The 14,903-nt window shown below is 38.6% G+C and carries 11 protein-coding genes; 6 read left to right on the top strand and 5 right to left on the bottom strand.

What is annotated here, in order from left to right:
* The first annotated feature begins 158 nt into the window (after nucleotides 1–158).
* Genes pspF through ESZ39_RS05005 form a run of 6 tightly spaced genes read left to right on the top strand, consistent with a single transcriptional unit; the run spans nucleotide 159 to nucleotide 6,566 of the window.
* Nucleotides 159–1,253 (top strand): phage shock protein operon transcriptional activator, encoded by a 1,095-nt coding sequence (gene pspF / locus ESZ39_RS04980; RefSeq protein ID WP_146878677.1) that lies wholly within the window; start codon nucleotides 159–161, stop codon nucleotides 1,251–1,253.
* 9 nt (nucleotides 1,254–1,262) lie between these two features.
* On the top strand, nucleotides 1,263–2,879 hold the full coding sequence (locus tag ESZ39_RS04985; RefSeq protein WP_146878678.1) for an ABC transporter substrate-binding protein: 1,617 nt from the start codon (nucleotides 1,263–1,265) through the stop codon (nucleotides 2,877–2,879).
* Between the two features lies 1 nt (nucleotide 2,880).
* The gene (locus ESZ39_RS04990) at nucleotides 2,881–3,909 is read left to right on the top strand and encodes an ABC transporter permease (protein ID WP_146878679.1); all 1,029 of its coding nucleotides are present in this window, start codon (nucleotides 2,881–2,883) and stop codon (nucleotides 3,907–3,909) included.
* Complete coding sequence (locus ESZ39_RS04995) at nucleotides 3,899–4,792, top strand: ABC transporter permease subunit (protein WP_146878680.1); 894 nt, start codon at nucleotides 3,899–3,901, stop codon at nucleotides 4,790–4,792. The genes ESZ39_RS04990 and ESZ39_RS04995 overlap by 11 nt, the downstream gene beginning before the upstream one ends.
* Entirely contained in the window at nucleotides 4,792–5,784 is a 993-nt protein-coding gene (locus ESZ39_RS05000) for an oligopeptide/dipeptide ABC transporter ATP-binding protein (protein WP_146878681.1), read from the top strand. The genes ESZ39_RS04995 and ESZ39_RS05000 overlap by 1 nt, the downstream gene beginning before the upstream one ends.
* Nucleotides 5,781–6,566: an ATP-binding cassette domain-containing protein gene (locus ESZ39_RS05005; protein ID WP_146878682.1), complete on the top strand. Its 786-nt coding sequence runs from the start codon at nucleotides 5,781–5,783 to the stop codon at nucleotides 6,564–6,566. Before ESZ39_RS05000 ends, ESZ39_RS05005 begins: the two co-directional genes overlap by 4 nt.
* Nucleotides 6,567–7,200: 634 nt before the next feature.
* Here the strand turns inward: ESZ39_RS05005 and ESZ39_RS05010 are convergent.
* The 5 genes from ESZ39_RS05010 to ccmI form a co-directional block, all read right to left on the bottom strand.
* Nucleotides 7,201–9,108 (bottom strand): SurA N-terminal domain-containing protein, encoded by a 1,908-nt coding sequence (locus ESZ39_RS05010; RefSeq protein ID WP_146878683.1) that lies wholly within the window; start codon nucleotides 9,106–9,108, stop codon nucleotides 7,201–7,203.
* Nucleotides 9,109–9,439: 331 nt separating this feature from the next.
* Entirely contained in the window at nucleotides 9,440–9,949 is a 510-nt protein-coding gene (locus ESZ39_RS05015; protein ID WP_146878684.1) for a cytochrome c-type biogenesis protein, read from the bottom strand.
* Nucleotides 9,949–10,500: a DsbE family thiol:disulfide interchange protein gene (locus tag ESZ39_RS05020; RefSeq protein ID WP_146878685.1), complete on the bottom strand. Its 552-nt coding sequence runs from the start codon at nucleotides 10,498–10,500 to the stop codon at nucleotides 9,949–9,951. The genes ESZ39_RS05015 and ESZ39_RS05020 overlap by 1 nt, the downstream gene beginning before the upstream one ends.
* A gap of 3 nt (nucleotides 10,501–10,503) precedes the next feature.
* Nucleotides 10,504–12,489 carry a heme lyase CcmF/NrfE family subunit gene (locus ESZ39_RS05025; protein ID WP_146878686.1) on the bottom strand — a complete coding sequence of 662 codons (1,986 nt, stop codon included), beginning with the start codon at nucleotides 12,487–12,489 and terminating at the stop codon, nucleotides 10,504–10,506.
* A gap of 155 nt (nucleotides 12,490–12,644) precedes the next feature.
* A complete protein-coding gene (gene ccmI, locus ESZ39_RS05030; protein WP_146878687.1) occupies nucleotides 12,645–13,907 on the bottom strand; it encodes a c-type cytochrome biogenesis protein CcmI in 1,263 nt (420 codons plus the stop codon).
* Between the last annotated feature and the right edge of the window lie 996 nt (nucleotides 13,908–14,903).

Here is a 14,903-nt window from a genome sequence, read left to right on the forward strand (position 1 = left end):
GCCTTAGGTTTTACTATTCACGTTCTGCGCCAAGTTTTTATAACACTATAATATATTGATTAATAATGCTTTATTATTATTTAAAAAAAGGCTTCTCTCTAAGCTGTTAATAAAATACACTATTTGTTAGTGAAAAAAACCAATTATTAGGTCAGATCATGACACGTTTCAAACAACAAGATAATCTCATTGGTCAATCTAACAATTTTTTAGAGGTGCTTGAGCAAATTTCGCAGATAGCACCTTTAAGTAAGCCGGTGCTGATCATTGGTGAGCGTGGTACAGGTAAAGAGCTAGTTGCGGCCCGTTTACATTATTTATCTAAACGATGGGATCAAAATTATCTTAAACTTAATTGTGCGACGTTGAATGAAAATTTATTAGAGAGTGAATTATTTGGTTATGACAGTGGTGCCTTTACCGGCGCCAGTAAACGTCATGAAGGACGTTTTGAACGCGCTGATAACGGCACTTTATTTCTAGACGAAATCGCCAATACTACCGGATTAATTCAAGAAAAGTTATTACGCGTTGTAGAGTATGGCGAATTTGAACGCGTTGGTGGCTCAAGAACGATTAAAACTAATGCTCGATTAGTGGCCGCAACCAACGAAGACTTACCATCAATGGCGGCTGCAGGTGAGTTTCGTGCCGATTTACTTGATAGGTTAGCCTTTGACGTGATCACTCTGCCGCCTTTGCGCGAACGTTTAGACGATATACTGGTATTAGCCGAACACTTTGCAATTAACATGGCGCGTGAACTTGAGTTTGAGCTTTTTAGTGGTTTTACCGAAAAAGCAAAACGTGCTCTGCTTGAATATCAGTGGCCAGGTAATATTCGTGAATTAAAGAATGTGGTCGAACGCAGTGTTTATCGCTGTAATAATCCACACTTACCGGTGCATGAATTAGTCATCGACCCATTTGAGTCACCTTATCGCCCCTCTAAACGCATTAAAACTCAAGATCGCATTATCGCTACGCCAGCTGCACAAAGTACTGAAACTGCAACAGAAGCGCCAATTAAAGTAGAACAAAAAATTCAACCAAACACCCAAACTTTACAATTTCCACTGTCATTAAAAGATTTATCAAAAAACTATGAAGTCGATTTAATCAAGTTGGCATTGGCGCATTGCCAATATAGTCAAAAGAAAACCGCTGACGCCTTAGAATTAACCTATCATCAGTTAAGAGGCTACTTAAAAAAATATAATCTACTCGACTCAAGTAGTGCAGACGAAGAATAAAGATTAGCTATGGTTTACTCTACACTTACATACTATTACTGCTTTACACTGTTAATAATGGTGTTATCAGGTTGCGACTCAAACGAAGCGCTTTCGTTAAGCAAAAAAAGCATTATCTATTGCAGCGAAGGTCCTCCTGAAAGCTTTAATCCACAAACGGTGTCTTCTGGTACAACAATAGATGCCACGTCACATCAGTTATATAATCGTTTGATTGAGTTTAGCCCCGTTGATAATGCGATCATGCCCGCTATTGCGAAATCTTGGCATGTGACACGTGACGGTAAAATGATAACTTTTTATCTGCGCAAAGATATTCAATTTCATCAAACTAGCTATTTTATGCCAACACGGGCGCTCAATGCTGACGATGTGCTGTTTAGTTTTAATCGTATGTTGGATGCCTCCCACAAATACCACCCAATATCGGGCGGCAAATATCCATTTTTTCAAAATGCTCAGTTAGCTAGTTTGATTGATAACATAGAAAAAATTAACGATCACACCATTCGTTTTCGACTCTCCCATTCTGACAGTTCATTTCTCGCCAACATTGGTGGCGATTCAGCAGTTATTTTATCAAAAGAGTATGCCGACGAATTAGTGGAACTTAATGCCATGCAAGAAATAGATATGCTGCCCATTGGTACCGGGCCCTTTAAGTTTAAGCAGTATAGTTCGGGGGCTTTTATTCGTTATGAACCTCATGCAGATTATTGGCGAGGCAAGTCAGAGCTTAAGCAACTCGTTTTTGATATAACTCCAAGAGATACAGCTCGCTTAACTAAGTTATTAGCCGGTGAATGTGATGTAATTGCCTACCCTATTGCACATGAAAAAATTAAACAACACCCCAATCTCATTTTAGAGTCAGTAATATCTTTCAATGTCGGTTATTTTGGTTTCAATACCCGTAAGCCGCCATTTAACAATCCTTTAGTACGCAAAGCTTTATCTTACGCTATTAATAAGCAAGCGATTTTAGAGGCGGTTTATACCGGACAAGCAGAAATTGCAAATGGCATTATTCCAAATTCTTCTTGGGCTTATGATGCAACGATAACAAGCCCAGATTATTCAATAGCCAACGCACAGAAACTATTAACACAAGCCGGTTATGGTAATGGCTTTTCTATGGATTTATGGGCGATGCCGGTGCAGAGGTCTTATAACCCAGATGCGATTACAATGGCCAAACTCATTCAGGCTGATTTACAAAAAATAGGGGTAGAGGTTAATATCGTCTCAGGTTATGAATGGTCGACTTTTTTACGAAAAGTTTCAGAAGGTGAGCATCAAAGTGTGCTATTAGGTTGGTCAGCTGACAACCCTGATCCCGATAACTTTTTTTCGTCATTACTGAGCTGTTCTTCAGCAAGTACTGGCAGCAATCGCACCTTTTGGTGTAATAAAAGGTTCGATCAGCTTATCCAAAAAGCACTAAAAACAAATAACATTAATAAACGAAAAGCCTATTATTCAAAGGCGCTGAGATTGATTAATGAAGAAGTGCCTTTAATCCCCATTGCTCATTCAAAAAGATATCAAGCACGAGATAATAGTGTAAAAGGTACTGTCTTACGCGCCATCGGTGGCGTTGATTTTAACGGGGTTACAAAAAACTAATATGCTAATTTTTACTCTGCGTCGTTTTAGTTTATTCTTTTTTACCTTATTGTTATTAACAATGTTGTCATTTAGTTTGAGTTTTTTATTTCCTGGTGAGCAACTCATTAACCTAACTGGCCAAATAAGTGCATCACCAGAGCAGTTAGCGGTTTTAGCTGATGAATATCAACAGCAATCTGGTTTACTGAGCCAATATGTCAGTTATTTAAAACACCTGTTTCAAGGCGACATGGGTTATTCGATGACCAGCCACTTACCGATTTCAAGCGAAGTACTTAACCGTTTACCTGCAACGGTTGAATTGGCCTGTGTTGCTCTGTTAGTGGCGATGTTTGTCGGTATTCCCGTTGGCTTTTGTGCCGCTATTTACCACCGAAAAGCGCCTGATAACTTAATATTGACCATTGCAATGATTGGCTACTCAATCCCAGTTTTCTGGTTGGGCATACTCGCTATATTGGTGTTCTCTATCCAATTAGGCTGGTTCCCTTCTTCTGGACAAATCAGTCTTTTATTCGAGATTCAACATGTTACCGGTTTACAATTAATTGATATTTTACTCAGCGACAGTCCGTACAAATGGCAAGCTTTTCAAGATGCTACTCGACACCTTATCTTACCAGTTATTGTGGTGGCTTTAGCCCCTGCCACTATTTTTATGCGTTTAGCACGCTCGGCTATGTTAGAAGTTTTAGACACCCATTACATTAAAGCGGCAAAAGCAAAAGGCTTAACTTTTAGCCAAATTATTTATCGTCATGCTATGCGTAATGCTATTATTAAGGTTATCAGAGATATAGGTTTACAATTTGCTAATCTCATTACTATAGCGATGGTGACAGAAGTTATTTTTAGTTGGCCAGGCATCGGTAGCTGGTTAATCGAAAGTATATATCAGCGTGACTATACCGCAATTCAAGGTGGGCTTATTGTGCTTTCAAGCTTTATATTCATTGTGCACATTATTATAGATTTAGTCTATGCAGCGCTTAACCCTTTAGCTCGGGAGCCTCGTCATGGCACGTGATAAAATATACTTAGAAGAAGAGTTCCCAACCCCGCTAGTGCAGTTGTGGCATAACTTCAAACAACCTCCTGTTGTTATGATTGGCTTTTGCTGTTTTTTATTTTTAATTGCCCTAGCAGTATTAGCCAATATCATTACGCCGTATTCCTCAGTGGAAAACCATTTAGATCACTTATTATTACCTCCTGCATGGAGTGATGATGGCGATGTCAGCTTTTTGCTTGGCACAGACAACCTCGGTAGAGATATGTTGTCACGTTTAATTCATGGTACCTCATTAACCTTTGGCTTAAGTATTATTGTTGTTATTGCTTCACTAGCTGTTGGTGTTGTGATCGGTTCACTATCAGCCTTAACAACGGGTATCAAATCTAGCTTTCTTAACCATTTTCTTGATGTTATTTTATCTATTCCTTCTTTACTTTTAGCGATCATCATTGTTGCCATACTCGGTCCTGGTTTAGAGAATACCTTATGGGCCATCATTATGGTGCTAATACCACAATTTGTGCATGTAACCCGAAATGCTGTCAAAGAAGAGTTTGCAAAAGACTACGTGTTGGCATCACGTCTTGACGGCGCTAGTTCAGTTAGAATTTTGCGTTATTCTATTTTCCCTAATATTATCGAAAAGTTAATTAGCCAAGCAACACTGGCCCAATCAGCTGCTATTCTCGACATTGCAGCACTAGGCTTTCTTGGTTTAGGCGCCCCTATACCTATGCCGGAATGGGGAGCAATGTTAGCTAATGGCATTGAGTTATTTTATATTGCTCCTTGGACCGTTTACCTGCCTGGTTTAGCTATTTTATTTTCAGTTATCGCGACAAACTTGGTCGGTGAAGGCATGCGCCATGCCCTAAAAGTGCGCAAGGAAAACTAATGAACTTAATTGATATTCGCAACCTTTCCATAAAATTACAAACTTCAACAAAGCCAATATTTGCTGTCGATCGCGTAAACTTAACCATGAAAGAAGGTGAGGTTCGCGGTTTAGTGGGCGAATCTGGCTCTGGTAAATCGCTATTAGCACAAGCTATTGTCGGCGTATTGGATGAAAAATGGGAAGTAGATGCTGACCGCTTTCATTGGCGCGGCAACGACTTAATGCGGCTGTCTGCTGAAGAAAGAAAAGCAATTATATCAAAAGACGTCGCGATGATTTTCCAAGAACCTATGGCTTGTCTAGATCCAACCACCACTATTGGTGAGCAATTAGAAGAAGCTGTAGATGTTGAACAATTAAGTGGTTATTTTTGGCAAAAACGACAACAGCGTAAACTGGCTGCTATCACCTTGTTGCATAAAGTCGGCATTAAGCAACATGAGGTCTGTGTGAAGAGTTTTCCTCACCAACTTACTGATGCGTTATGCCAACGTGTAATGATAGCAATGGCTTTAGCACGTCGTCCTATGCTGTTAATTGCTGACGAGCCGACTGCCTCAATGGAAAGTACTAATCAAGGCCAAATTTTTCGTTTGTTAGCAAGCTTGAATCAACTGAAAAATATGTCGATATTATTGATAAGTCACGATTTAGAAAATGTTACCCATTGGACCAATACCATTACTGTTATGTATAGTGGCCAATTTGTTGAGGCCGGCACCACAGAACAAATTTTTAACCAACCTTATCATCCCTACACCCGTGCCTTGGTCGACAGTAGCCCAAAGGCTAACCGAATGATCCCAAATAAATCTCGACTAATGACATTGCCTGGTAGTATTCCTACTTTACAACATTTACCGATTGGCTGTCGATTAGGACCAAGATGCCCGCGAGCACAACAGAAATGTGTACATGCGCCAAAAATTAAAAATTTTCATAGTCATCAAGTCAGTTGCCATTTTCCACTGAAGGATAACTATTCATGAGTGATGTTTTATTACAAGTTAGTAACCTGAGTAAAAGCTATAAAGATAAAAACTATTGGTTTAATCGTAAATGTACAACGGTACTTGAGCCTTTATCTTTTGATATTATGGCGCATAAAACGCTCGCTATTGTAGGCGAAACAGGCTCTGGAAAGTCTACTATTGCAAAATTACTGGTTGGCGCTGAATTACCCACCACTGGCCATATTCGTTTAAATGGTCAAACTTTAGAACCAGGTAATTTTAAGCAACGTTGTCAACATGTTCGCATGATTTTTCAAGACTCAGGCACAACTTTAAACCCCAGTCTTACGATAGAACAATTATTAGATGAACCCCTACAACTCAATACCAAGCTAAGTGAAGTTGAGCGCCACCAATTGATCCGAGAAACCTTGCAAAAAGTTGGTTTGTTGGCTGAGCATATGAGCTTTTATCCTCATATGTTTTCAGGGGGTCAAAAGCAACGTATTTCATTAGCACGAGCGATAATATTACAGCCACAAGTGATCATTCTCGACGAGGCATTAGCATCACTCGACCCGTCTTTACGCTCACAAATGATCAACCTCTTGCTCGATTTACAACAGCAAATGGGTCTAGCATTTATATTAATCTCTCATAACCTCGGTATTGTCAGGCACTTTAGTGATGAGATGATGGTACTAAGCAAGGGTGAGGTTTTAGAGTTTGGCAAAACCAACGATATTTTACAAAAACCTCAGCACAAGTACACAAAAAAGTTAATCATGAGTCAACGTTTTCAATTACTGCATCGTTAGCTTTAATGGCCAATAACTTCGTCTTAATAACTATAAACTTGGCAAATAAGTTATACCAGTTTCACTAATGATCTAAGCTACTTTATATGCTAGAAAAAAACCAAGTACAAGGCGTTTATTTTAATCACTCGTTGTTCAGGACAATAGGCGCCTACATTGTCTAATACCAATTACATTAAGTTATTGCTCACTTGTACTAGTTAAAATAGCTCAAGGCTGTGTTGCTCTCACTCCCAATAGCCAGCTATTGCTCAATCGAGCGCCTTACCTTGAATTATTTTTCCTGCGCACAACAAGATCACAAACTTAATGGAACTGGTATAATAAGCTGCATCCATGCAATGATAATGAGTAAATAAATAACGCCGTAGTGGGTTGTTTTAACCCGTACAAATAATAGGTAATTGGTGAGATGGGTATTATCTATTATTATACCGAACTGAAAACTTGAGCTTCTTCAAATTACCTAGCCACTAAACTGTTTCTTTAACACAACCACATACCTTATACCAATCCCATTAAGTTATTGCCCCCCTTTGGACTGATGAGCAAATAAAACTTAAACCTTAAAAAGTAAAAAACCAGCCTATTGGCTGGTTTTTTTAAGCTTTATTAGCTCACATAGTGCTATACGTTAATATTGCGTGGTCGGTGCTTGCACTTTTTTACGCACAATCTCTGCGCCGACTTTTAACGATTCAACATAACTTAAATAAGACGCTTGTGCCAATTGCTGAGTTAACTGCTGTGACAAGTTTGGTGAGTCTACCACTGCACCTTCGTTGACTGCTTGCACCTCAAGCAACGCTAAATTGCCATTACTAAGATTTACTGTCGTTGCCGATACCGCGCTTTCACTTGGGCGAGGCAGTTTAAAAGCTTCACGTGCTAAACTTGCATCTAAGCCACTACCGACACGTGCAACGGCTATTTTAACTTCCATAGCAGCGCCAATGGTAGCTAGTTGCTCAGTAATATCAGTACCAGACTTAAATGCAACCAGTAATTCATCCGCAACAGTTTGAGCTTTTTCAGAGGCTTTTATCGCTAGCAAAATATTTTCGATTTGTGCGCTGACTTCAGCAAGGGGTTTGACACTGGCTGCTTGGTATTCATTTAAGCGCATTACAATCGCTAAGTTATCACTAACTTCAACAATATCAGAGTTTAATTGCTCATTCACCACAATATCAGAAAAAGCCACATCAACAACATTGTCAACATTAAAAGGCGCAGTATTAACGCCACGCGTTAACCAGTCAGATGTTTTTATGGTGGCATTAATTGCGCCTGCAGCATCGTATAAACTGTCAGGAAACTCGAAACTTAAACGCGCCATTTCTTGTTGAAGCTCAAAAAATTTGTCTTGCGCTTTTTCATTTTTAGCTTTTAAAACAATATTGTCACGTACTTCAGCTAAGCTTTGTACTTTCTCAGCTTTATAGTCAGTCAATTTAATAATGTGAAAACCAAAGTCAGTTTTAACCACTTCACTTATACTACCAATACCTGACAAGGCAAATACGGCATCATCAAATGCGGTGTCCATTACACCAGCGTCAATCCAATCTAAATCGCCGCCGTTTTCACCACTAAAAGTATCGGCTGAATGCTCTTTTGCTAATGTAGCAAAGTCTTCACCTGCATTTATTTTAGCAAGTATCGTTGCTGTTCTGGCTTTAGCTTTTGCTTCATCATCGCCAAATTCAATAAGAATGTGAGCAACACGACGTTGTTCTTCATCGCGGTATTGATTAATATTGCTTTTATAATAATCTTCAACATCGGCATCGCTTAGCATCATTGTTTTAGCAATAGTATCAACATCAAGCGTAATGTAATTAACTTTTATCTGCTCTTGGTTTTCAAAACGCGATTTGTTAGCAAGATAATAATCATTAACTTCTTCATCGCTCAACTCGATACTGGCTTTAAATTGTTCAGCATTAATGGTTGCAAAACGAATATCACGTTGCTGGTTTTGTAAAGCAGTAAACATGTTTTCTTGGTAAGGTAAGCTAAATTCGCTTGCCACCAATGCTTGGGTTAATTGACGACGAGTCATTTCAGTGCGTAAATAGTCACGAAAATCAGCTGATTGATAAAAACCCGCCTGATTAATCATCGCTAAATAACGATTGTTGTCAAAGACACCGTCAATTTGAAATTCTGCCATATTACGAATGGTACTTTTAATTCGCTGATCAGCTACGCGAATAGCAAGCGCTTCTGAGTTTTGATCGATAAGCTTTTGGTTAATTAAATTATCAACCACACCGTTACGAAAATTACTCATGTAGCTAGGATCAGCTGATAATGTTTCAAACATTTCACCAAACTGCTCAGCCATACGATTGCGTTGTGCTTGATAAGCTTTATTAAACTCATCTTGTGATATTTTATCACCATTGACATCAGCCACTGAGGTATCAACTGAGTTGCTGTAACTACCAATGCCGGCAACAGCAAAGGTTAAAATAATAAAACCAAGAATAATCTTGGCTGTTAATCCTTGAGAGCTTTCTCGAATATTTTCTAACATCTTTATCTCTTTACACGAGGGTATTGTACTTTTCGGGCGATTTTAACTGCAGTATTAATTTACCGCTATTATGCGTTGTAATTATTGAGTAGCTGTTTAATTAACTAAAATTATAATTCACTTTAGTAACTAACTAATTAGGCCATTTCACTAACTTACACGCTTTAAAGTCGCAATATGAGCGAGCATGTTAGCCCAATAATAATAAAAATGAAACCCTTTTACTCTAGCGATGAAATAACGCTCAAATAACCATCATCTAACCATAAGTAATACTAATTTCATCAATTTTAACTTTAAGTTTTAAATTTTTTTACGGGTTTTAATGGCTTTACTTCTTATTGAGAATATCATCCAAGTTAGCTTGCTCTTGTGTAGATAAATCATGTTCATTTACCTTAACTTGACTACGTTTTCGTAACACAAATACCACGCCGATAATAAAACCAAAAAGAATAACCAATGGACCAAACCATAGGATATAAGTTTGTTCTTTTAATGGCGGTCGATATAAAACAAAATCGCCGTATCGGTAGACCATAAAGTCAATAATTTCTTGATCACTCATACCTTCTTGTAACAGGTTATAAAGATTATTTCTTAAATCTACGGCAATCTTCGAGTTCGAATCTTCCAAATTTTGATTTTGACACTTAGGGCACCGTAACTCTTTAGATAATATTTGAAAGCGTAATTGGGTTGCTTCATCCTTAAATTGAAAGGTATCCATTGAGCTTGCATTTACGCTAGTTACCCACAGAGCACTTAACAATATGGTGCCGATAACTAAGCGTATAACATACTCTAATGTGCCAATCTGACTGCCTATTGGATTTCGCATTAAGACGCTCCTTCGGCCATTTCTGCTTCGAGCGTTTCGATTAACGGCAGAAACTCTTGTTGCCATACCTCATCATTAATCGGACCTGCGAAACGTTTACGAATAATACCCGTGTGGTCGATAACAAAAGTTTCAGGCGCACCAAATACACCAATGTCTAGGCCAAGTGCGCCCTGTTCATCAAAAATAGAAAAAACATAAGGGTCTTGATATTGTTTTAACCAACTTAAGGCGGCCTTGTGATCATCAGTAAAATTAAGGCCATAGAGTTTAATACGCGGATCTTGAGCAATATTAAGCAGGTATGGATGCTCATATTTACACTGTATACACCAAGTAGCCCAGACATTAAGTAAAACAATATCGCCTTTTAGATCGTCTCGACCTACTGGTTGATCAAGCGCTTTTAATGTCGGCAATTCAAAATTTGGCAATGGCTTACCTATCATGGCTGATGGCATCGACTGCGGATTAAGAAATAAACCTCGGTATAATAATACCGCCAATAAAAAAAATAAAATTAATGGGATAAAACGAATAATGCTTTTCACTAATTATGCCTCTTGTAAAACAACGGGTTTAGCTTGGGTAAGCTTTTGTTCTGTTACTAGCACGCGCTTACGATAGCGTTTACTTAATATGGCTAAGAAACCACCCATTGCCATAAAAAAGGCACCTAACCATATCCAGACAATAAAAGGTTTATAATATAAACGCATTGACCAAGAGTTTTGATCTAACGGATCACCTAAAGCAACATAGATGTCACGCCATAAGTTGGTATGAATGGCCGCCTCGGTCATGCCCATGCTTTGTACTTTATAGGTCCGTAGTTCTGGCTGTAATAATGTAACAAAGTCACCGTCCAGTGAAACCTTAAGTTGCCCTTGAATTGCGCTATAATTAGGTCCTAAAACATCTTTAGTACCGGCAAACTCTATTGTGTAACCTGATAAATTAGCACTTTCACCTGGCGCCATTTTCACGTTCATTTCTTTTTCATAGGTCGACACCATAGTCACACCGATAACCGTAATTGCAATGCCAGCATGGGCAAGCGCCATACCAATATGATTAAGTGGCACAACTGAAAATTTCAAGCGACCATCAGCCTGCTTAGCATTGATAAAGACATCTTTTAAAACAGCTAAAACAATCCAACAACCTAAAGTCATGCCAATAAATGCACTTAGGCTAAACTCACCCGCATAAATAAACGGCCAAGCAGCACCAAATATTACACTAAAAATTGAAGTATTATTTAAATGTTTAGATAGTTCACCTTTACGCGCTTTTTTCCAGCGGGTAAGTGGCCCAACACCCATAAATAGAAATAAAGCGATCATCATAGGAACAAACACAGCATTAAAATATGGTGCACCTACTGATATTTTACCCAGCCCCATGGCATCAATAATAAGCGGATAAAGTGTGCCTAATAAAATAGTAACTGTCGCCGTGACCAATATTGACATGGCAATTAAAATAGCGTTTTCACGTGAATAAAACGTAAAACGGTTAGGGCTACTAACATTTGCAGCTCTAAAGGCATAAAGCGTTAACGAGCCGCCAACGGCTATCGCTAATAATACGAGCAAGTACATGCCACGCCCTGGATCTACTGCAAATGAATGTACTGAGGTAATAACACCTGAGCGTACTAAAAACGCTCCTAATAAATTCAAAGAAAAAGTAAAAATAGCCAGTAATAATGTCCAATGCTTAAAAGTGTTACGTTGTTCTGTTACTGCTAACGCATGAATTAGTGCAGTACCGGCAAGCCATGGCATAAATGAAACATTCTCAACCGGATCCCAAAACCACCAACCGCCCCAGCCAAGCTCATAATATGCCCACCAGCTGCCTAACGCGATACCTACTGATAAAAATGACCAAGCAGCAACCGTCCATGGGCGAGACCAACGTGCCCATGCGGCATCCATTTTCCCAGCCATAAGGGCAGCAATAGCGAAAGCAAAAGCAACTGAAAAGCCAACATAGCCCATATACAACATGGGTGGGTGAATAATTAAGCCAATGTCTTGTAACAATGGATTTAAATCACGACCTTCAAGGGGAAAATTGGGTAATAAACGCTCAAACGGGTTAGAGGTTAAGAGCGTAAATAAAATAAAGCCAACTGCGATCATGCCCATTACAGCTAAAACACGGGCGACAAATTCTTTTTCTAGTTGCTTACTAAAAACACTAACCGCGAAGGTCCAACACGTTAGGGCAAAAACCCAAAATAGCATAGAGCCTTCGTGTCCGCCCCAAACAGCACTGATTTTGAAGTAATATGGCAATAAACTATTCGAGTGACCGGCAATATATTTGACTGAAAAATCATCAACCGTAAAGCTATAGGCTAATAAAAAAATACTGATTGCTACAAAGAAGAAGAGACCAAAACTTAATGGTTTGGCACTATTAATTAATTGTTGATTATTCTGCGCTACGCCAATCAGCGGCACTACGCTTAAACATAATGCAAACGCTAACCCAATAATGAGTGCGAAGTGCCCGAGCTCTGGGATCATGATAATTCCTGTAAATTAATGTTAAAACATTATTGGGACTAAGTTTAGCTGATTTTAACTAGTCAAGACTAGTGCCAAATCAGATCTTCTCGGCTGAGATGTCACCACAAATGTTACCGAAGGTAAATTTTGCAGTGACACTTAAGCCATTACCTTTATGGTACTTGTGCTGATATTTTCATTGTAATCAAACTTTTTTCCATCGCATCAATATTAAGTGCTTCTGCTTTAAAGTCACCCGACTTGATACCTACACTACCTTGCATAGACACTACCGCGTAAATATGTACTTTATCGACACTACTTAAGCGCATTTGTGGCGTCATTGCTTGTGAGTCATCTAAGACTATACTGACCGGCAAGTCACTGGCTTTAATTTTAACAGCAGCTAAAGGCATTCTAGGACCCTCTGTAGCAATGGCATATATGTATACGGTCTTATCTTCACTGTTGATCAATTGTTCTTGAATATTAGCCGCTAAAGAGACCTCAATAGTCAGGTGTGGTAAGTTTGCATCAAGTTCAGCATTAACCGTCCCAGAAGCTGTATTTTCATTGCTCAATCGTAATTGGTTTTTAGCTTCCTCCACAGCACCCGCTAATGCTTGTGTACTTATCCCTGGTCGATCACTATTTAAAACGACTTCCCAGTACTGCACTGCTTTAGCAAACTTTCGATTGGTAAAACTGTCCATACCTAAAAGAATATTAGTTGATGCGTCTAATGGGTTCAACACTAGTGCCTTATCAATCACAGCTTGAATGTTTGGGTTAAGTTGCTGATTATTTTTATAATACATCGCTTGAGCTTTTGGCCCTAATAACTCAGCATGCTCTCCCACTTGCTTCATTACACCGTCAAATGCCTCAATCGCATTGTCAAACTCACCAGCAGAAATATAGGCTTGACCTAAGCTGAACAAAGCTTGTGAATTAGTAGGGTCGTCTTTTACTTCGCGCTGAAGTTGCTGTAAACGAAAAACCAGCATTTGTTCTGGGTTTAATTCACTCTGCGCGTTATTGTCATTACTAACAACAGGTGAACTTAATTGCGCATACGAACCAAGGTTCATATAGGTATATAAACTAAAACTAACCACAGCCAATGCGATACCTAATGGCCATAACCGTGATGCCTGCTGTTTTTCAACCGTTGGCGATTGACTTAATGTAGCATCTTGCAAAAGTGTTTTATCTAACTCTGCTTTTAACTGTAGGTAACTGTCTTGCCCAATACTGCCCTCAGCCAAATCATTGTCGAGAAGTGACAAGTGCTCATGATAAAGTGTGACATTGGTTTCTTGACGAATATTTAGATTTTCCGCACCGGTATTATTTTTAGGTGAAGAAAAAATACGCCAGACAATAAGTAATGCAATCACTATTAATGATAAAACTGCCAGCCAGAATGTAGTCATATTATTTAATTTATACCTATGTTGATGCAATTATTTAAACTGTGGAGTGTTAGCCCTGTAAGAGGTTTTAAATTAAAGCTATTTGAAGCAATAATTAATCTTTAATGCCCTTGTTTATAAGTGCTATAGAGTAGCAATTATATGCTATTTTTTCTAGCGATACCGTCGTAAAAAAGCACATATTCATCGTAATAATATTGGTAACTTAATCACTGTAAAGTTGTCATTACTATAACAGCCTAATAGCTCGATTTTATTTTTCTAATATGCCACATAACATTGATCCTTAACTCTAAGGGCATAGATACCAGTTCAATATTTAATTGCAGTCAAAAATAGCATAATTTGATTAGTATCATAAAAAGCACACAGAATTTAAAACAAGGTTGAAAGGGCTAATTATACCAGTTCCATTAAGTTTGTGATCTTGTTGTGCGCAGGAAAAATAACTCAAGGTAAGGCGCTCGATTGAGCAATAGCTGGCTATTGGGAGTGAGAGCAACACAGCCTTGAGCTATTTTAACTAGTACAAGTGAGCAATAACTTAATGGGATTGGTATTATACCAAGTTGATTAATTACCTGCTCATTTTTAATGGTTAAAATGAATAACTACAGCGTTATAAAATTTATAAGGTGAATAATACCAGTTCCATTAAGTTTGTGATCTTGTTGTGCGCAGGAAAAATGACTCAAGGTAAGGCGCTCGATTGAGCAATAGCTGGCTATTGGGAGTGAGAGCAACACAGCCTTGAGCTATTTTAACTAGTACAAGTGAGCAATAACTTAATGGGATTGGTATAACTACTGACTAAATTTTATGCCTTGTATTTATCAATTTTTCCTCATGAAAAAGGTGATCACTTAATTATACCAGTTCCATTAAGTTTGTGATCTTGTTGTGCGCAGGAAAAATAATTCAAGGTAAGGCGCTCGATTGAGCAATAGCTGGCTATTGGGAGTGAGAGCAACACAGCCTTGAGCTATTTTAACTAGT

Origin of the sequence: Colwellia sp. C1TZA3 (assembly GCF_007954265.1) — a bacterium.
GTDB lineage: Bacteria > Pseudomonadota > Gammaproteobacteria > Enterobacterales > Alteromonadaceae > Cognaticolwellia.

What these genes read in the sequence shown, in the direction of transcription:
- pspF (WP_146878677.1), top strand. Translation starts at nt 159, where the DNA reads ATGACACGTTTCAAACAACAAGATAATCTCATTGGTCAATCTAACAAT.
- ESZ39_RS04985 (WP_146878678.1), top strand. Translation starts at nt 1,263, where the DNA reads ATGGTTTACTCTACACTTACATACTATTACTGCTTTACACTGTTAATA.
- ESZ39_RS04990 (WP_146878679.1), top strand. Translation starts at nt 2,881, where the DNA reads ATGCTAATTTTTACTCTGCGTCGTTTTAGTTTATTCTTTTTTACCTTA.
- ESZ39_RS04995 (WP_146878680.1), top strand. Translation starts at nt 3,899, where the DNA reads ATGGCACGTGATAAAATATACTTAGAAGAAGAGTTCCCAACCCCGCTA.
- ESZ39_RS05000 (WP_146878681.1), top strand. Translation starts at nt 4,792, where the DNA reads ATGAACTTAATTGATATTCGCAACCTTTCCATAAAATTACAAACTTCA.
- ESZ39_RS05005 (WP_146878682.1), top strand. Translation starts at nt 5,781, where the DNA reads ATGAGTGATGTTTTATTACAAGTTAGTAACCTGAGTAAAAGCTATAAA.
- ESZ39_RS05010 (WP_146878683.1), bottom strand. Translation starts at nt 9,108, where the DNA reads ATGTTAGAAAATATTCGAGAAAGCTCTCAAGGATTAACAGCCAAGATT.
- ESZ39_RS05015 (WP_146878684.1), bottom strand. Translation starts at nt 9,949, where the DNA reads ATGCGAAATCCAATAGGCAGTCAGATTGGCACATTAGAGTATGTTATA.
- ESZ39_RS05025 (WP_146878686.1), bottom strand. Translation starts at nt 12,489, where the DNA reads ATGATCCCAGAGCTCGGGCACTTCGCACTCATTATTGGGTTAGCGTTT.
- ccmI (WP_146878687.1), bottom strand. Translation starts at nt 13,907, where the DNA reads ATGACTACATTCTGGCTGGCAGTTTTATCATTAATAGTGATTGCATTA.